Below are 18,290 nucleotides of genomic sequence, written 5' to 3' on the forward strand. Positions count from 1 at the left end.
GTCAGTCGCGGGGCAGTCCGCTCGCCGCAGTCTCGTCGAGCAGCCACACCGTCTTCTCGACACCGACGGCACCGGCCGCCGGAATGTCCTCGGCGGACGCCCCACCGATCGCGGCGGCCACCGCCTCGGCCTTCGCCTCACCGGAGGTGATCAGCCACACCTCGCGCGCCGCCCGCAGCGCGGGCAGTGTGAGGGTGACCCGCACCGCCGGCGGCTTCGGCGAATCGGTGACCGCGACGACCAGCTTCTCGGACTCGCGTACCGCATCGGTGTGCGGGAACAGCGAATTGACGTGCCCCTCACCGCCCATGCCCAGCAGGTGCACGTCGAACAGGGGGCCGGTCCGGCCGGCGGCGAACGTCTCGAGCACCTCGCCGTAGGCGGCGGCCGCGGTCACCGGATCGGTGCCGTACGCGCCGTCCGACGCGGCCATCACGTGTACCCGCGCCGGATCGACCGGAACGTGGTCGAGCAGCGCCTCGTGGGCCTGCACCTCGTTGCGTTCGGGGTCCCCGGCGGGCAGGAACCGTTCGTCACCGAAGAACACGTCCAGCGCCGACCAGTCGATCGCCCCCGGACGCTCGCGGATCTGCTCGAGCAGTGCGATGCCGGTGCCGCCGCCGGTCAGCACGACCGCGGCCGAACCGCGGGCCCGCTGGGCGGCGACGATCGCGTCGACGAACCGCTCCGCGGCCGCCGACACCAGTGCTGCGGTATCGGGGTAGCGACGAATCTCGTTGGAGTCAGACATAGTTCACCTTCGACAGTCCGGTCAGGGCGGCTTCGTAGATTTCGTCGGGGTCGAGACGACGCAACTCCTCGGCCAGGCAGTCCCGCGTCTCCCGCCGGGCGAGGGCGACGAGCGCGTCCGGCTGCCCGGTCCGGCTCAGGGTCGCGGTGGTCTCGCTCTGCGGCCGGCTGATCGAAATGCGGTCGTCGCCGGTCAACCGCAGTTCGACGAACAGGTCACCGGTCTGCCGGCGCACCGGGCCGTCGACCCGGTCGGCGAGCCAGCCGGCGAGGATGTCGAGCGCAGGTTCGGTCGCCAGCCCCGACACCGTCGCCGACACGATCCGCCCGTGCGGGGGCTGATCGAGCGCGGAGGTGAGCAGCGCCCGCCAGTACGTGACCCGGCTCCACGCCAGATCGGTGTCGCCCGCCGCGTACGACCCGAGCCGACTCTTGATGGTCGCGGTCGGCTCGTCGGCGCGGGTGGCGTCGGTGATCCGCCGGATCGCCAAGCGGCCCACCGGATCCAGCGACGGGAACGTGGGGGCGTCGTCCGGCCACCACGCCACCACCGGGGTGTCCGGCAGCAGGAACGGCACCACGACACTCGCCTCCTGGTCGGCCAGCTCGCCGTGCAGCCGCAGAATCACCACCTCGGACGCGCCGGCGTCACCGCCGACCCGGATCTCCGCGTCCAGTCGTGTCTCCTCGGACCGGGAACCACGGGCGACGACGATCACGCGGCACGGATGCTCACGGCTCGCGTCGTTCGCGGCGTCGATGACGTCCTCGGAGTTCTTGGACTCGCGCGTGCACACCACCAACGTCAGCACTCGGCCGAGCGTGACCGCGCCACCCGTCTCCCGCAGTTCGACGAGCTTCTTGTTGACCGCACCCGTCGTGGTCGACGGCATTTCGATGATCACGGCCTTCTCCATTCCCGACCGGATCGGCGCAGCATCTCCTGCGCCGACGGCGGACCCCACGTGCCGGCCTCGTACGGTTCCGGCCTACCCTGCTGCGCCCAGTGTTCGAGGACGGGATCGAGGATCTTCCACGACAACTCGACCTCGGCGTTCACCGGGAACAACGACGGCTCCCCGAGCAGGACGTCGAGGATCAACCGTTCGTAGGCTTCCGGGGACGACTCGGTGAACGCCTGCCCGTAGCTGAAGTCCATGTTGACGTCCCGGACCTCCATGCTCGAGCCCGGCACCTTGGAACCGAACCGCATCGTGACCCCCTCGTCGGGCTGCACCCGGACGACGAGCGCGTTCTGGCCGAGTTCCTCGGTCATGGTGGCGTCGAACGGCAGGTGCGGGGCACGTTTGAAGACGACCGCGATCTCGGTGACCCGCCGGCCCAAGCGTTTCCCGGTGCGCAGATAGAACGGCACCCCCGCCCAGCGGCGGGTGTCGACCTCGAGGGTGATCGCGGCGTACGTCTCGGTGATGGAGTCCTGCGCGAACCCCTCCTCCTCGTGCAGGCCGACGACCTTCTGACTGCCCTGCCAGCCGCCCGTGTACTGGCCGCGGGCGGTGGTCTCGTCGAGCGGTTCCGCGAGGCGGGTCGCCGACAGCACCTTGATCTTCTCGGCCTGCAACTCGGACGGTTCGAAGCTGACCGGCTCCTCCATCGCGGTGAAGGCCAGCAGCTGCAGAAGATGGTTCTGGATGACGTCGCGGGCGGCGCCGATGCCGTCGTAGTAGCCGGCGCGGCCACCGAGCCCGATGTCCTCGGCCATCGTGATCTGCACGTGGTCGACGTAGTGCGCGTTCCAGATCGGATCGAACAACTGGTTCGCGAACCGCAGCGCCAGAATGTTCTGGACCGTCTCCTTGCCCAGATAGTGGTCGATGCGGAACACCGAGTCCTCGGGGAAGACGGTGTTCACCACCGCGTTCAGTTCCTTCGCCGACTCGAGGTCGTGCCCGAACGGCTTCTCGATGACGACCCGGCGCCACTGGCCGTCCGTCGACTGCGCCAGCCCCGATTTCGAGAGCTGCTCGCACACCGTCGGGAACTGTGCCGGCGGCACCGACAGGTAGAACGCGTGGTTGCCGCGGGTGCCGCGCTCACGGTCGAGCGTGGCCAGCGTGTCGGCGAGCTCGGTGAACGCGGCCGCATCGTCGAAGCTGCCCTGCACGAAGCGGATGCCCTGCGACAGCTGCTCCCACACGTCCTCACGGAACTCGGTGCGCGCATGCTCGCGCACCGCGTCGTGGACGACCTTTCCGAAATCCTCGTTCGCCCAATCCCGTCGGGCGAACCCGACCAGAGCGAACCCGGGCGGCAACAGGCCTCTGTTGGCGAGGTCGTACACCGCCGGCATCAGCTTCTTGCGTGCCAGGTCACCGGTGACCCCGAAGATCACCAGGCCGCAGGGGCCGGCGATGCGAGGCAGTCGCCGGTCCCTGCTGTCCCGAAGTGGATTGCTCCACCGGTCCGCCGCGGGTCCGCTCACGGATCAGCTCTCGCGAGCAGCCGTGAGCTGCTCCGTGATCGCGTCGAGGAGCTCGTTCCACGCCACCTCGAACTTGTCGACCCCCTCGGTCTCGAGCGTCTCGAACACCGCCGGGACGTCGATCCCGACCGCGGTGAGCGCGTCGAACACCTGCTGCGACGCCGCGGCCGTCCCCGAGATCGTGTCCCCGGTGACGGTGCCGTGGTCGGCGACCGCCTCGAGGGTCTTCTCCGGCACCGTGTTGACGGTGTGCGGGGCGACGAGCTCGGTCACGTACAGCGTGTCCGGGTAGGCCGGGTTCTTCACCCCCGTCGACGCCCACAGCGCACGCTGCACGCGGGCACCGGCGTCCGCGAGCGGCGCCCACCGGTCACCGCCCTCGAACACCCGCTGGTACGACGCGTACGCGAGCCGCGCGTTCGCCAGACCGGCCTTGCCGCGCAGCGCGAGCGCCTCCTCGGAGCCGATCTTGTCGAGCTGCGCGTCGATCTCGGTGTCCACGCGGGAGACGAAGAACGACGCCACCGAATGAATCTTCGACAGGTCGTGCCCGGCGGCGCGGGCGGCCTCGAGACCGGCCAGGTAGGCGTCGATGACGGCCTCGTACCGTTCCACCGAGAAGATCAGCGTCACGTTGACGCTGATGCCCTCCGCGATCACCCGGGTGATCGCCGGCAGTCCCGCCTTCGTGGCCGGGATCTTGATGAACAGGTTGTCCCGGTCGACGGCCTTCCACAGCTCGATCGCCTGCGCGACGGTGCCGTCGGTGTCGTGCGCGAGCCGCGGATCGACCTCGATCGACACCCGGCCGTCGACGCCGTCGGTGGCGGCCGCGGTCGGGGCCAGCACGTCGCACGCGTCGCGCACGTCGTCGGTGGTCAGCGCCCGGACCGTCTCGTCGACACCGGCGCCGCGCACCGCCAGTTCGTGCAGCTGCGCGTGGTACTCGGGGCCCTTGAGCGCAGCCTGGAAGATCGACGGGTTGGTGGTGACGCCGACGACGCTGCGGGTCGCGATCAGCTCGGCGAGATTGCCCGTCTGCAGCCGCGACCGGGACAGGTCGTCGAGCCACACGGACACGCCGGCCGCGGACAGGGCCGCGAGGGTGGGGTTCTGGGTAGCGGTGTCAGTCATGGTGAATCATCCCTTCACACGAGTCAGGGAGCGGCGGGCTGCCTCGGTGACCGCGTCGGCGGTGATGCCGAACTCACGGAACAGCGTCTTGTAATCGGCCGACGCACCGTAGTGCTCGAGCGACACGGCCTCGCCGTCGCTTCCGATGATCTTGTACCACGGCATCGCGATACCGGCCTCGACGGACACCCGGGCCCGCACCGACGGCGGCAGGATCTCGTCGCGGTAGGACTGGTCCTGCTGCTCGAACCAGTCGAGGCACGGGACCGACACGACGCGGGTGGCGATGCCGTCCGCTTCGAGCACCTCACGGGCCGCGACGGCCAGCTGCAGTTCCGAGCCGGTGCCGAGCAGGATCACCTCGGGGGTGCCGGTCGACGCCTCGGCCAGCACGTACGCGCCACGCGCCACGCCTTCTGCCGCCTTCTCCCGAGTTCCCTCGAGGACGGGGATGTCCTGACGGGTCAGGGCCAGTGCGGTGGGGCCGGTCTTGTGCTCGAGCGCCGCCTTCCACGCCTGCGCGGTCTCGTTGGCGTCACCCGGGCGGATCACCGACAGGTTCGGGATCGCCCGCAGCGCCGCGAGATGCTCGATCGGCTGGTGCGTCGGGCCGTCCTCGCCGAGACCGATGGAATCGTGCGTCCACACGTACAGCGCCGGGGTCTGCATCAGCGCGGCCAGCCGGACCGCGGGACGCATGTAGTCGCTGAACACCATGAACGTGCCGCCGTACGGGCGGGTCGGGCCGTGCAGCGCGATGCCGTTGAGGATCGAACCCATCGCGTGCTCACGGATACCGAAGTGCAGCGTCCGGCCGTACGGCTGGGCGTTCCAGTCCTTCGTCGAGATCGAGGTGGGGCCGAACGAGTCGGAGCCGTCGATCGTGGTGTTGTTGGAGCCGGCGAGGTCGGCGGAGCCGCCCCACAGTTCCGGCAGGATCGGGCCCAGCGCGTTGAGGGCCTTGCCCGAAGCCTTACGGGTCGCGACACCCTTCGCGTCGGCGTCCCACGACGGCAGGACGTCCGCCCAGCCCTCCGGGAACTCGCCGGCGTGCAGACGGTCGAACAGCGCCTTGCGCTCCGGCTCGCGGGCAGCCCACGCATCGAACTCGGCCTGCCACTCGGCGTGAGCCGCGGCACCGCGGTCGACGACCTTGCGGGCGTGCGCGAAGGCGGCGGGGTCGACGTCGAAGCTCTTCTCCGGATCGAAACCGAGGGCACGCTTGACGCCCGCGACCTCCTCGGCGCCGAGCGCGGCACCGTGCACGTCACCGGTGTTCATCATCGTCGGCGCCGGGTAGCCGATGATCGTGCGCATCACGATGATCGACGGCTTGTCGGTGACCGCCTTCGCGGCTTCGACGGCGTCGAGGATCGCGGAAACGTTCTCGCCGCCCTCGACCCGCTGCACATGCCAGCCGTAGGCCTCGTAGCGCTTCGCGACGTCCTCACCGAACGCGATCGCCGTGTCGTGCTCGATGGAGATCTCGTTGTCGTCGTAGAAGACGATGAGGTTGCCCAGCTGCTGGACGCCCGCGATGGACGACGCCTCGGAGGTGACACCCTCCTGCAGGTCGCCGTCGGACGCGATCACGTACACGTAGTGGTCGAACGGGCTGGTGCCGGCCGCGGCGTCCGGATCGAACAGGCCACGCTCGCGGCGTGCCGCCATCGCCATGCCCACCGACGACGCCAGCCCCTGACCCAGCGGCCCGGTGGTCATCTCGACACCCACGGTGTGCCCGAACTCGGGGTGGCCCGGGGTGAGCGAACCCCACGTACGCAGCGCCTCGATGTCGGCCAACTCGAGGCCGTAGCCCGACAGGTACAGCTGCAGGTACAGCGTCAGGCTCGAATGCCCGCAGGACAGCACGAAGCGGTCGCGTCCGACCCACTCGGCATCCTTCGGGTCGTGCCGCAGCACCCGCTGGAACAACGTGTAGGCGAGCGGTGCCAGGCTCATCGCGGTGCCCGGGTGGCCGTTGCCGACCTTCTGGACGGCGTCCGCGGCGAGAACGCGAACGGTGTCGACGGCCTTGGTGTCCAGATCGGTCCAGTCGCTGGGATGGACCGGCTGGGTGAGGACGCGGATCTCGTCTGTGATCGACACGGGCAGATGTCTCCTGACATGGTTGGACGTGGAGCCGGAGGGTGGCCGGATGATGCGGTGGGCGTCGCCGAGCCTCTCGTGCGTCTCCAGACTAATGTGCAGCCCACTTCGGGTCGATTCGGTTGCCGTCCGAGCGGCGTCTACCATCGGTCGTAGTAGAGCACCGGCAAAAACGAGGATGTAGTCGCGTGGGGCAAGGAGACAGCGTGCGTACAGGGCATAGGCCGAGCGGACACGGCTTCGGCGGCCCTGGCGACGCTCCCGAATCGAACACTGCGCGGGACACCTCGACGCTGTGGGGTCGTGTGACATCGACCGTTCTGGCGTACGTCGCGCTCACCAAACCGCGGGTCATCGAGCTGCTGCTCGTCGCGACCATCCCGGCGATGTTGCTCGCCGACCGCGGACACGTCGACCTGGTCCTCATCATCAGCACCCTGTTCGGTGGCTGGATGGGTGCCGCGAGCGCCAACTCGCTCAACTGTGTGGTCGACGCCGACATCGACAAGGTGATGAAGCGCACTGCGCTGCGCCCCCTGGCCCGGCAGGCCGTGCCCACGAAGAACGCATTCGTCTTCGGCATGATCCTCGGCCTGGCGTCGTTCCTGTGGCTGTGGTGGGCCGCCACCCTGCTCGCCGGCATCCTGGTCGTCGTCACGATCGCGTTCTACGTGCTCGTCTACACGATGGTCCTCAAGCGCCGCACCTGGCAGAACGTCATCTGGGGCGGCGCGGCCGGCTGCATGCCCGTCATGGTCGGCTGGGCCGCCGTCACCGGGTCGCTCAGCTGGGAGCCGGTCGTCCTGTTCCTGATCATCTTCTTCTGGACGCCGCCGCACACGTGGGCCCTCGCGATGCGCTACAAGGAGGACTACAAGGCCGCGGGTGTGCCGATGCTCCCCGTGATCGCCTCCGAGGAACACGTCACCAAGCAGATCGTCATCTACACGTGGGCCACCGTTCTCGCGTCCCTGGCCCTGGTGCCGGCCGCCGGCTGGATCTATGCGATCGTCACCCTCCTCGCCGGAGCCTGGTTCCTGTTCGTCGCCCACCAGCTGTACCGCAGCGTCCGCGGCGGCACCCCCATCAAGCCGCTCAAGCTGTTCCTGCAGTCCAACAACTACCTCGCCGTCGTCTGCTGCGGCCTGGCCGTCGACTCGATCCTCGGCTGGAACACCATCGCCGGCTACTTCTGACAGGCAGGCCTGACCGGGCCGGGCCGTGAAGCATGCGACACAGCTTCGGCGCTCCACGCGGGACAACTGGCCGGCGTCAGTTCCAGTACAGCGGCTCTCGCATCCGATCGTCGAGCACCGCATCGATACGCCGGTCGACCACGACGAGGTCGACGGCTTCCGGATGATCTGCGCCGATGGAAGCGAAGTGGGGGTCCACATCGTTGGCGATGCACCATGCGCGGTCGGCAGGCCAGATGAACGCAGGATCGGGACAGTCGCCGTACCGCCACCGTGTGGGATCGCTGCTGTTCCAGTCTGCATAGTCGGCCAGTGCGCCTCGGAACAACCAGTAGTCGCGGTTGGGAATCAGAAAATTGGGTGAAGCGTCGACAGTGATCGTGCCCCACCCGTCCCACATGCAGAAATAGCATTCGTCCGGCGTCGTCGTGTACCGGGACAGGATCTCCAGTACGACGCCGACCTCGTCCTTCTCCGACAATTCATGCTGTTCGAAATCGACGTCCCTCGTCCGCTGGCCCGGAAAGCTCGGATCGGGAATGAACCGCAGCCGCGCATAGCGTGAGTATCCGGACGGACCGTGCACCGCCAGCCGATCCCACGGAAGACCCTGACCGACCAGCCATTCGGCGGCTGATGCATCACTGCACAGTTCGAAGCTCACCCCGCCATTGTGCGCATGCGGTACCGGCAACTCCTACTCTTATCGGATGCGGGGAGAACGCAACTACGATCTCGTGACCATCGAACTCGGCCCCTACGCGAATCTCACGGCACCAGCACGATCGATCCTGTCGTCCGCCGCCCTTCGAGGTCGCGGTGTGCTTGTGCGGCGTCGGCGAGGGGATAGCTGCCGCCGACCCGCAGCTGCAGGGTGCCGGCAGCGAGGGCGCCCAGGACATCCCCGGCCCGCCACGTGAGTTCCTCCCGATCCCGGACGTAGTGGGCGAGCGTGGGACGGGTCACGAACAGGGAGCCGCCCGCATTGAGGCGCTGCAGATCGAACGGTGGCACCGGCCCGCTCGCCGCCCCGAACAACACCAGCGTGCCGCGGATCCGCAGCGACGCCAGACTCGCATCGAACGTGTCCTTGCCGACACCGTCGTACACCGCGGCCACACCCTCACCGCCGGTCAGCGCGCGCACCCGATCGGCCAGGTCGTCGCCGTACCGCAACACCTGCCACGCGCCCGCCTCCCGGGACAGCTGCTCCTTTTCGTCCGTCGACACCGTCGTGATCACGCGCACGCCCTTCGCGGCCGCCAGCTGCGTCAGCAGCAGCCCCACACCGCCCGCCCCGGCATGCACCAGCACCGTGTCGCCCGGCTGCGCCGCATACGCCGACTCGATCAGATAGTGCGCCGTCATCCCCTGCAGCAGTGCCGACGCCGCCTGCTCGGGGGCCACCCCGTCCGGCACCGGCACCGCGACGTCCGCGGGCACGAGCACCTGCTCGGCGTAACTGCCGGGCGCTGCCGCCCACGCCACCCGATCACCCACCGCGAACCCGGTCACGTCGGCGCCGAGGGCGGTGACGACACCGGTGCCCTCGTCACCCGGGATGTACGGCAGGTCCCGCGCATAGATTCCGGTGCGGATGTAGGTGTCGATGAAATTGACGCCGATCGCCTCGGTCTCCACCAACAGATCACCGGCGCCGGGCCGGGGCGCCGGTATCTCCGACGGGGTGAGGACGTCCGGACCACCAGTGTGGGACACCACGATTGCGCGCATGATCCGCACAGTAGTCTGACCTCATGAGCACCGACACCCAGAGCACCGCCGCGGCCCCGGTTCTGCCGTCGGGCACGGTCGCCGCGATCCGCACATTCCTGTCCGAGCACGGCGGCACCGCCAGCGCCGTCGTCCAGCCCGTCGGCCGGGCCGGCGTCCGCATCACCCTCGTCGGCGCCGACGGCATCCTCGGCGACCAGGTGGTCGACACCCTCGAGATCGCGAACGCCGTCGTCGCGTCGTTCGACGAGATCACCGTCTCCGAATGGGAGCGCGAGCTGGTCAGCGTCGTCACCCCCCGCCAGGGCCACTGGGCCAAGATGGCCGGCTGGGTCGCGAACCAGACCCGGTTCCCCAAGGCGCGTAACGAGCGCTGACCGCAGCAGACGCCGAAGGCCGGGACCCGATCGGGTCCCGGCCTTCGCCGTCTGCGGGACATGTCTGTCAGGCCGCTGCGGTCACCCGGTCGGGTGCGGGGACGGTCTCACGGACCCGACCCGCGGCGTACAGGGCGGCGGTCGCCGCGGTACACGCGCCGGCGAGCGCCACGTGGATCGTGACCAGGGCCGCCGGAATGTCCATCCAGAACTGGATCAGTCCCACGCATGCCTGCGCCACGACGAGCCCGATCACGACCTTCAAACGCAGCTTGATCGCCGCCCGCGCCCCGATGGCGTACAGCGCGAATCCGAGACCGACCAGCAGCGCCAGATAGCCGACCAACAGTTCGGCGTGCAGATGCACCAGGTTCGTGATGTCGAGGTTCAGGCGTTCGACGGTGCGCTCGGGATTCTTGTCACCGGCGTGCGGTCCGGCGCCGGTCACCATCGTGCCCGCGACCAGCGTGCCGGCCAACACCACACCCGACAGGGCGGTCAGCCAGCGCAACTGCTTGGGCAGGGTGGTGGTGTCGACACCGTCGTCCGGTTGATCGATCTTGTGGTAGAGCAACACCGACAGCCACACCATGCCCATCGACACCAGCAGGTGGATCGCGACGGTCCACCACAGCAACCCGGTGAGCACGGTGATACCGCCGATGATCGCCTGCGCGACGGTCGACGCCGGCATCAGCCACGCATAGAACTGGACCTCGCGGCGGCGGGCCGCACGAGTGACCGCGATGACGATGGCCGCGGACACCGCGACCACCACGAACGTCAGGAGTCGGTTACCGAACTCGACGGCCTGATGGAACCACGGCGCCGTCGAATCCCCGGTCGGGACGAAACTGCCCGGATAGCATTGCGGCCACGTGGTGCACCCCAGCCCGGAGGCCGTCACACGGACCACCGAACCGGTGACCGCGATCCCGCCCTGGGCGACGATCACCGCGAACGCGATCCACTTCTGGACCGCGAGCGACGGTAGCGGCAGACGATTGACCAGGTTCACGAAACCGCGATACAGCACCACACCGACGATCGTAGAGGTCCGTCCACTACGCGATGTAGTTGGGGGTGCGTTCGATGCGGGGAAACGTGCAGGTAGCGGCGCCTACCGCGGTGCTGTGCGCCGTCCCGGTGTGAGTCGGACCTGGGCGATGCGGTAGCCGTCGAGCTTGCTGACCGTCATGCGGTGACCGTCCACGACCGCGGTGTCGCCCAGCCGGGGAATCCGCTGCAGTCGGTGCAGAACGCATCCCGCGACGGTGTCGTACGGGCCGCGGGGCAGTGTGATGCCGGTGAGATCGGTGAAATCGTCGAGGAGGAGCAGGCCGTCGATGTTCAGGTGCCGGGGCTGCGGCGACGGAGGTGGTGGGGGTGGATCGAACTCGTCACCGATCTCCCCGACGATCTCCTCGACGATGTCTTCGAGGGTGGCGATGCCCGCCGTGCCCCCGTACTCGTCGACGACGACGACGATCTGGGCGTTCACGCGCCGCATCTCGGCGAGGGTCGGAAGGACCCGCTTGCTGGTGGGGAACTCGAGGACGGGCCGGGTGATCGCGGCGACGGTGGTCGTGTCCGGTTCGGCGGCGCGCAGGAGATCACGGATGTGGACGAACCCGGTGACGTCGTCGAGCGTCCGCCCGACCACCGGGAACCGGCTGTGGCCGAGATCGAGGCCACGCCGGGCGGCCACGCCGATCGTCATGGATGCGGGCAGGAAGTCGACGTCACTGCGGGGCCGCATCACCTCACGGAGCGAGCGGCCCCCGACGTCGAACACCTCGGACAGGACGTGCCGTTCCTCGTCGTGCAGGGCGTCGTTGCCGGTGAGGAGTTCCCGCAGTTCCTCGTGGGTGACGCTCTCACCCTTGAGGTGCGGATCCCCACCGAGGAGTCGCACGAGGAGATCGGTGGTGACCGACAACAGCCAGATCACCGGTCGCATCAGGGTCGCGAACCGGTCCAGCGGTGGCGCCGTCGCGAGCGCGACCGCCGTCGACCGCTGCAGGGCGATCCGTTTCGGAACGAGCTCGCCCAGAACGAGGGACAGATAGGCGACGACCAGCGTGGTCAGGACGAGTGCGCCCGGTTCCGCGGCGCCGGGCGGGACACCCCACCGGTCGAGGACCGGGGCAATGTCGGGTGCGATCGTCGACGCGCCGTATGCCGCGGAGAAGAAACCTGCGACGGTGACGCCGATCTGGACGGCGGACAGGAACCGGTTGGGATTCCGGGCGAGCGTCGCGGTCCGCTCACCACGCGACCCTCTGCGGGACAGCCGGCGAATCTGACTGTCCCGCAGGGACACCAGGGCGATCTCGGTGGCTGCGAAGACGCCGCCGACCACGACGAAGAACAGAACCAGTGCGATGTCGAGGACCGTGTCGACAGTCATGGGGTCCGCCCGTCAGTATCCGGGCGGACGGGTCTGGGGCGGTCGTCCATGATCCTTTCTCCTCGGTGCCGGGGCTACCGGCCGGAGATGCGACTCAACTCACAGTCTAGAGAAAACGACCGTCGCGGTGCACGTGCTCAACTTCCCGTGGATCCACCCGAGCCGGAGCCGGCGGGGCCCACCGCCGCGATCCCGGAGATCGTGCCCTGCAGGTAGCGGCCGTCGGTGGTGATGAGCGCCGCCATCTGCAGCGTGTCCCCGAGCAGGGTGCCGGTCGCCGTCTTCGTCGTCTTCACAGCACCGGTCTCGGGGTCGATCACCGCGAACGCGAACGAGTCGAGGGGCGTCGTCGCAGCAGTATCCCCGAGTCCCTGCCGGACCATCGTGTAGATGTTCCCGTCGACGGTCGACAACTGTGGCACCGCAGAACTGCGCACTCCGTTCTGCCACACCGTCGCGCAACCCTCACCGTCGGCATCGACGTCGACGCGGGTCATGCCGCCGTGGAACGCGGCAGACGCCGGGACCGCGTCGCCCGCTCCGGCCGGGACCGTCGGATACGGGTAGCCGTACGTGCTCGCCACGAACACCGACCGGCCCACGGCGATGGGGGAGTTCTCGCTGCCGCTGCCCGATCCGACAGAACCGCCGACACTGCCGGACAGGCTTCCTGCCGACCCGGTGTTACTGCCGGAACCGACACCGGCCGAACCGCCGGCGCCGTCCGCGGCCGGGATCACCGGCTCCTTGCACACCTGGCTGCCGTCCGCGGTCCGGTAGACGAGCAGGTTCACCTGGCCGTCGGCGCTGTCGACGATCGTCACGTACTCCGATCCCGTCACCGGACCGAAGTAGGTGGGGGTGGAGCCGGTGCCCCAGCTGAGCTGTCCGGGCTTGCGGGCCGACCCGCGGTCGTACGGCTGCCGCCAGTCGATGTGCGGCTGCCCGGCGCCGTCGGCGCTGAGCTGGTACGTCGCGTGCGTCGACGCGACCGATGTGCCGAGCTGGGACGTCGAGATGCTGTTCTGGACCTGCTCGCCGGCCGGAAGCGTCACCGTCCGGGCCACCCCTGCGGAGTCGACGGTGCCGACGATGCCGCCGCCTGTCGCGAACCACACCCGTCCGTCCCAGTCGGGGGAGAGACCGGTGACGTTGTCGCCGTCGGGGATCGCGGAGGACAGGTCGATGCTCGAGTCGACGGTCAGCTCCCACTTCCCGTTCGTCTGCGAGTGCCCGATCCGCAACAGGTGCCGGGTGCCGTCGACGACGACGAGCCGGTCGTCGGAGTCGAGGTACGCGTACACGCCGCCGAGCAGGCTGCCCTTGGTGAGCTGTAGTTGTGCGAGTGTGCCCCCGACCGGAACCGTGGGTGCGGCCGGATCCAGAAGGTGCACGGTCGGGTTCTGTCCGATCATCGTGGTGCACAGCGCCACGACCAGTCCGTCGGAGCCCTGCAGCAGCGTCGGGCACGCCGACGCCAGCGGGTACTGCGCGATCGAGACGTCCCCGGTGCCCGGCCCGGCCAGTGGCGTCGCATCCGACGAGCCGGCGTCCCCGTGCATCGTGGACGTGCCGTCGGGGCCGAGGAACGGGTTGGGTGGGGCCAGCGGTCCCCAGGTGGGGGCCGCGGACGCGGTCAGAGGGGCGGTGGCCAGGGCGAACGCACCCAATACGGCGATCGAGGCGCGACGGACTCCGGTGATCGATGAGGCAGACACGACGCCCATTGTGGTACCGGACGGTCGGTCACGTGAGCGTTTCGCGTGATACGAGCCGAAAGTGCTTACGTGAACTTGAAGGTGCGGGTGGCGAGCCCGCCGGCGGCGAGCGCCCACACCGCGAGGATCGCGACACAGACGATGTTGATGCTGCCGTTCGACGCATCCTCGAGGGCCTGCGCGAGTGCACCGGACGGGACGAGCTGGGCGCCCGCCCGGACCCCGGCGTTCAGGTCGTCGGCGAAGATGACGCTACCGATACCGGCCATCGCGAACCACAGGATGTTGGCGAGTGCGAGCACGATCTCGGCGCGCAGGCTGCCGCCGAGGAGCAGGCCCAGCGCCGCGAACGTGACGGTTCCCAGCGCGATGACCACGGCGCCGAGCACGAGCCCGAGCAGGCCGGGACGCCAGCCCAACGCGAACCCGATGCCGCCGATGAGGATCGACTGCAGCGCGACGACGATCACCACGGCGGCGCTCTTGCCGGCGATGATGCCCCACTTCGGCAGGGGCGTCGCGCCGAGACGTTTGAGGGCGCCGTAGCGGCGGTCGAAGCCGACGGCGATCGCCTGCCCGGTGAACGCGGTCGACATGATCGCCACCATCATGACGGCGGGCACGATCGTGCCGACCCGGTCCGGGCCGAAGTCGCCGATGGGCAGCAGTGTGAGCCCGATCAGCAGTGTGATCGGAATGAACATCGTCAGCAGCAGCTGTTCGCCGTTGCGCAGCAGCAGCGTCAGCTCGAGCCGCGTCTGGGCGGCGAGCATCTGCGCGGGCGGCGCCGGCTGCGGGCGCGGGGTGAACGTGCCGGTGGCGAAGCGGTTGTCGGCCAGGCGGTCGTGATGTGTCACGGTCATCCCCTCAGATCCCGTCCCGTGAGTTCGAGGAAGACGTCCTCGAGGCGACGCTGGTCGACGCGAATCTCGGTGGCCAGCGCGTCCTGGCCGGCACACCACGACGTGACCGCCGCGACGACGTGCGGGTCGACGGCGCCGTGGACCACGTAGTGGCCGGGCGTCGCCTCCTGCACCCGGAACGCGGTGGGCAGCGCGGCCCGCAGTGGCGCGAGATCGAGACCCGCGGGCGCGACCAGGCTCATCCGGCCCTCGGCTCCGGTGCGGGTGACCTCCGACGGTGTCCCGGACGCCACGATCCGGCCGTGGTCGACGATGACGAGTTCGTCGGCGAGCTCTTCGGCCTCGTCCATGAGATGTGTGGTGAGCAGGACACTGACGCCGTCGCGGCGCAGCGCGTCGATCAGCTCCCACACGAGCAGCCGGGCCTGCGCGTCGAGGCCGGCGGTCGGTTCGTCGAGGAACACCAGTTCGGGGCGTCCGACGAGGGCGCAGGCGAGCGCGAGCCGCTGCTGCTGGCCGCCGGACAGGCGACGGTACGGGGTGCGGCGCGCATCGGTCAGGCCGAGGCTGGACAGCAGCCAGTCGGGGTCGAGCGGGTCGGCGGAGTACGACGCGACCAGGTCGAGCATCTCGCCGGCCTTGGATCCTGGGTAGGCGCCGCCGCCCTGCAGCATGACGCCGATGCGTGGTCGCAGCGCCGCGGACTCGGCGATCGGGTCGAGTCCGAGGACCCGGACGGTGCCGGCGTCGGGGGTGACGAAGCCCTCGCACATTTCGACGGTCGTGGTCTTGCCTGCACCGTTGGGGCCGAGGAGGGCGAGAACCTGGGCCTGTTCGACGACGAGATCGAGGCCGTCGACGGCCTGGACGTCGCCGAACGCCTTGACGACGCCTTCGAGACGGACAGCCGGTTCGGCCTTGCGGGGCGCCGCGTCCGACGCTCTGACACTCACGGGCAACCAGCCTAGGCGTCGACCGGTTCGGGTCGTCCGGGGGCCGTGACCTGGCCGCGCCACGGCAGGTGGTTGCGGGTCGCGGCGATGAGCACGACGGCGGTGATCGTGGTGGCGATCGCGGCCTGCACGATCATGAACGGCTCGTATTCGGCGCCGTTGGGCATGAGGATGCTGCTCACGACGGACGAGAACACGATGGCCGGGACGCGGAACACGGGCCGGGTGGCCCAGGCGGCGAGCGGGATGACCGCCCACAGCAGATACCAGGGCTGCACGACGGGGAACAGCAGCACGATCGCGCCGAGGGACACGCCGAGGGCGCCGACCGGGTGGATGCGGCCGAGCAGGACGGCGATCAGCATCCGGAGGGTGACGAACGCGGCGACGACGGTGGCGATCGGCCGGGTCAGGCTCAGGACCGCGGTGGTGTGGTCACCGAGACCGAGGAGGACCCCGACGAGCCCGGTGCCCAGTCCCAGCAGGGTCGGGATGGACATCCAGCTGCGGACCTCGGTCGCGGTGCCGAGGGTCTGGGTCCAGCCCATGCCGAGTCCGCTCGCGGTACTGACGAACACGGTGACGACGATCGTGACGGCACCGAGCAGGGCGGCCGCCGACGCGAGCGCTCTGAGTCCGCCGCCCCAGCGGCGGGCGAGGGCCATGCCGACGAAACCGAGGGCGAGCAGCGACGGGATCTTGATCGTCGACGACAGTGCGATGAGGGTGGCGCCGGCGAGGAGCAGCGCGAATCCGCGCCCGCGGACGGGATCGTCGCCCTCGATCGCCCGTAGTGCGAGTTCGACGCCGGCGAGCATGAGCCCGATCATCAGCGCCTCGTTGTGGATGCCCGCGACGAGGTGGAACAGCACGAGCGGGTTGGCGGCGCCGAGCCACAGGGCGCTCACTGCGGAGACGCCGCAGCGGCGGGCGAGGCGGGGCAGCGCCCACACGATCAGGCCGACGCCGGCGAGGGCGAGCAGGCGGTGCAGGAAGATGCCCGCGACGATGTTGTCGCCGGTCAACCATGTGATGCCGCGCCCCATCCAGAGGAACAGGGGACCGTAGGGGGCTGGGGTGTCGCGCCAGATGGTCGGCACCGTGCGGGTGAGGACGTGGTCGACGCCGAGGGCTCCGGCGGGGCCGATCGCGTACGGGTCCAGGCCGCGGGCGGTGATCTCGCTCTGCGCGAGGTACGAGTAGACGTCGCGACTGAACATCGGCGGCGCGACCGTGAGCGGAATCACCCACAGCAGCAGGGTGCGGTCGAGTTGGGAGCGGCTGAGTTGGCGGGGCGGGCGGCCGCCGCGCATCCCGCCGACGGCGAACCGTCCGAGGAGGAGCCACGCCAGGACGACCATGACGGTGCCGGTCATCGCCATGCTCAGGGTGGCGCTCGGCATGCGGGCCGGCAGCCCGAGGATCCGCAGCCCCTGCACGGGGTTCTGCAGCACGGGTTGCGCACCGGAGCCGAGCGCGCCGATCGCCATGAGGACCGCGCCGGTCGCGCCGAACAGGCGAATCCAGTGCAGTTGCCGGGTTTCACGGGCGTCGAGTGCCGGTGATTCGGCCTCGTCGCCGTGGAGGGCGTCGGCCACCGTCGGGCGGGTGCGTCCGCCGTCGATCCCGAGCGCACGCGCAGTGAGCGTCTTCACCCGGTCGACCCGGGATCGGGCCGGGGCGTCCGACTCGGGGGCGATCTCGGTCTGCGGCACAGGGTGCAGAGTAACGGGGCGAACGGGGCGCGGTTCCCACCGACGACCGAGGCCGATGTCGCGCTGTGGTGCGCGTCACGCAGGGTGCCCTTCGTGGACCGGAGCGGCTAATTCCGTCACACTGGTGTTGTGAAATCGGCAGCAGAGCGACGCGTGAACGGAGAAAGTGCAGGTCGGCGACCTGTGCGGACGTCCGTCGGTCCGTCGCTGCCCGCCGCCGGTGGGCACGAAGGCCAGACCCGGGCCGCTGTCGTCCAGTTGCTCGTCGAGGAGGGGCCGATCACGGCCACCGACATCGGTGACCGTCTCGGCCTCAGCGCGGCAGGCGTCCGACGCCACCTCGACGTCCTCATCGAGGCCGGGGAAGCGCAGGAGGCCAGCTCCGCGAGTTGGCGTCGGCGTGGCCGAGGCCGCCCCGCGAAACTGTTCCAGATCACCGCGGCCGGCCGCGGCAAGCTCGGCCACACGTACGACGATCTCGCCGGCGCCGCGATGCGGCAACTGCGGGAAATCGGTGGTGACGCGGCGATCGAGGAATTCGCTCGCCGCCGCGTGCGTTCCATCGTGGGCGATGTGGCACCGGCGACCGGGGGCGCACCGGAAGCTGTCGAATCCACCGCGGAGGAGATAGCGAACGCGTTCACCTCGGCCGGGTTCGCGGCATCGATCCGTCCCGTCGGCAACGGCGTGCAGATCTGCCAGCACCACTGTCCGGTCTCGCACGTCGCCGAGGAGTTCCCGGAACTGTGCGAGGCGGAACAGCGGGCGTTCGCGGACCTGCTCGGCCGACACGTCCAGCAGCTGGCGACGATCGCGAACGGCGACTGCGCCTGCACCACCCATGTTCCGCTCGCACCACCTCGACCGACTCCCTAGATGTTCCCGCCG

The 18,290-nt window shown here is 69.6% G+C and carries 16 protein-coding genes; 3 read left to right on the forward strand and 13 right to left on the reverse strand.

Annotation, left to right across the window (positions count from 1 at the left end):
- Position 1: 1 nt before the first annotated feature.
- From pgl to tkt, 5 genes are read right to left on the reverse strand one after another with little or no spacing between them, the layout of a single operon-like run.
- On the reverse strand, positions 2-751 hold the full coding sequence (gene pgl / locus Q5696_RS09980; RefSeq protein ID WP_305094969.1) for a 6-phosphogluconolactonase: 750 nt from the start codon (positions 749-751) through the stop codon (positions 2-4).
- Positions 744-1,655, reverse strand: a complete 912-nt coding sequence (opcA, locus tag Q5696_RS09985) for a glucose-6-phosphate dehydrogenase assembly protein OpcA (RefSeq protein WP_305094970.1) — start codon at positions 1,653-1,655, stop codon at positions 744-746. Before opcA ends, pgl begins: the two co-directional genes overlap by 8 nt.
- A complete protein-coding gene (gene zwf / locus Q5696_RS09990; RefSeq protein ID WP_305094971.1) occupies positions 1,652-3,193 on the reverse strand; it encodes a glucose-6-phosphate dehydrogenase in 1,542 nt (513 codons plus the stop codon). The genes opcA and zwf overlap by 4 nt, the downstream gene beginning before the upstream one ends.
- Before the next feature lie 3 nt (positions 3,194-3,196).
- Positions 3,197-4,327, reverse strand: a complete 1,131-nt coding sequence (tal, locus tag Q5696_RS09995) for a transaldolase (RefSeq protein WP_305094972.1) — start codon at positions 4,325-4,327, stop codon at positions 3,197-3,199.
- A 6-nt stretch (positions 4,328-4,333) separates the two neighbouring features.
- Positions 4,334-6,436 (reverse strand): transketolase, encoded by a 2,103-nt coding sequence (gene tkt, locus Q5696_RS10000; RefSeq protein ID WP_305094973.1) that lies wholly within the window; start codon positions 6,434-6,436, stop codon positions 4,334-4,336.
- A 206-nt stretch (positions 6,437-6,642) separates the two neighbouring features.
- Between tkt and Q5696_RS10005 the strand changes: the two genes are divergently transcribed.
- Positions 6,643-7,632: a heme o synthase gene (locus Q5696_RS10005; RefSeq protein WP_305094974.1), complete on the forward strand. Its 990-nt coding sequence runs from the start codon at positions 6,643-6,645 to the stop codon at positions 7,630-7,632.
- Between the two features lie 76 nt (positions 7,633-7,708).
- Here the strand turns inward: Q5696_RS10005 and Q5696_RS10010 are convergent, their stop codons facing one another.
- Both Q5696_RS10010 and Q5696_RS10015 read right to left on the reverse strand, forming a co-directional pair.
- The gene (locus tag Q5696_RS10010; RefSeq protein WP_305094975.1) at positions 7,709-8,296 is read right to left on the reverse strand and encodes a hypothetical protein; all 588 of its coding nucleotides are present in this window, start codon (positions 8,294-8,296) and stop codon (positions 7,709-7,711) included.
- Between the two features lie 104 nt (positions 8,297-8,400).
- A complete protein-coding gene (locus Q5696_RS10015; protein WP_305094976.1) occupies positions 8,401-9,366 on the reverse strand; it encodes a quinone oxidoreductase family protein in 966 nt (321 codons plus the stop codon).
- A gap of 23 nt (positions 9,367-9,389) precedes the next feature.
- Between Q5696_RS10015 and Q5696_RS10020 the strand changes: the two genes are divergently transcribed.
- Positions 9,390-9,743, forward strand: a complete 354-nt coding sequence (locus Q5696_RS10020) for a hypothetical protein (RefSeq protein WP_305094977.1) — start codon at positions 9,390-9,392, stop codon at positions 9,741-9,743.
- 67 nt (positions 9,744-9,810) lie between these two features.
- Here the strand turns inward: Q5696_RS10020 and Q5696_RS10025 are convergent, their stop codons facing one another.
- The 6 genes from Q5696_RS10025 to mptB form a co-directional block, all read right to left on the reverse strand.
- Positions 9,811-10,779 (reverse strand): COX15/CtaA family protein, encoded by a 969-nt coding sequence (locus Q5696_RS10025; protein ID WP_305095221.1) that lies wholly within the window; start codon positions 10,777-10,779, stop codon positions 9,811-9,813.
- An 84-nt stretch (positions 10,780-10,863) separates the two neighbouring features.
- Positions 10,864-12,153, reverse strand: coding sequence for a hemolysin family protein (locus Q5696_RS10030; protein WP_305094978.1), 1,290 nt, complete (start codon positions 12,151-12,153; stop codon positions 10,864-10,866).
- Between the two features lie 137 nt (positions 12,154-12,290).
- A complete protein-coding gene (locus Q5696_RS10035; protein ID WP_305094979.1) occupies positions 12,291-13,880 on the reverse strand; it encodes a hypothetical protein in 1,590 nt (529 codons plus the stop codon).
- A 56-nt stretch (positions 13,881-13,936) separates the two neighbouring features.
- A complete protein-coding gene (locus Q5696_RS10040) occupies positions 13,937-14,734 on the reverse strand; it encodes an ABC transporter permease (RefSeq protein ID WP_305094980.1) in 798 nt (265 codons plus the stop codon).
- Positions 14,731-15,687 carry an ABC transporter ATP-binding protein gene (locus tag Q5696_RS10045; RefSeq protein WP_305094981.1) on the reverse strand — a complete coding sequence of 319 codons (957 nt, stop codon included), beginning with the start codon at positions 15,685-15,687 and terminating at the stop codon, positions 14,731-14,733. The genes Q5696_RS10040 and Q5696_RS10045 overlap by 4 nt, the downstream gene beginning before the upstream one ends.
- Positions 15,688-15,698: 11 nt before the next feature.
- Positions 15,699-17,342 carry a polyprenol phosphomannose-dependent alpha 1,6 mannosyltransferase MptB gene (gene mptB / locus Q5696_RS10050; protein WP_305095222.1) on the reverse strand — a complete coding sequence of 548 codons (1,644 nt, stop codon included), beginning with the start codon at positions 17,340-17,342 and terminating at the stop codon, positions 15,699-15,701.
- A 243-nt stretch (positions 17,343-17,585) separates the two neighbouring features.
- Between mptB and Q5696_RS10055 the strand changes: the two genes are divergently transcribed.
- Positions 17,586-18,278 (forward strand): helix-turn-helix transcriptional regulator, encoded by a 693-nt coding sequence (locus tag Q5696_RS10055; RefSeq protein WP_305094982.1) that lies wholly within the window; start codon positions 17,586-17,588, stop codon positions 18,276-18,278.
- Positions 18,279-18,290: the final 12 nt, after the last annotated feature.

The sequence above is a fragment of the Prescottella sp. R16 genome (genome assembly GCF_030656875.1).
Taxonomy (GTDB): Bacteria; Actinomycetota; Actinomycetes; order Mycobacteriales; family Mycobacteriaceae; genus Prescottella.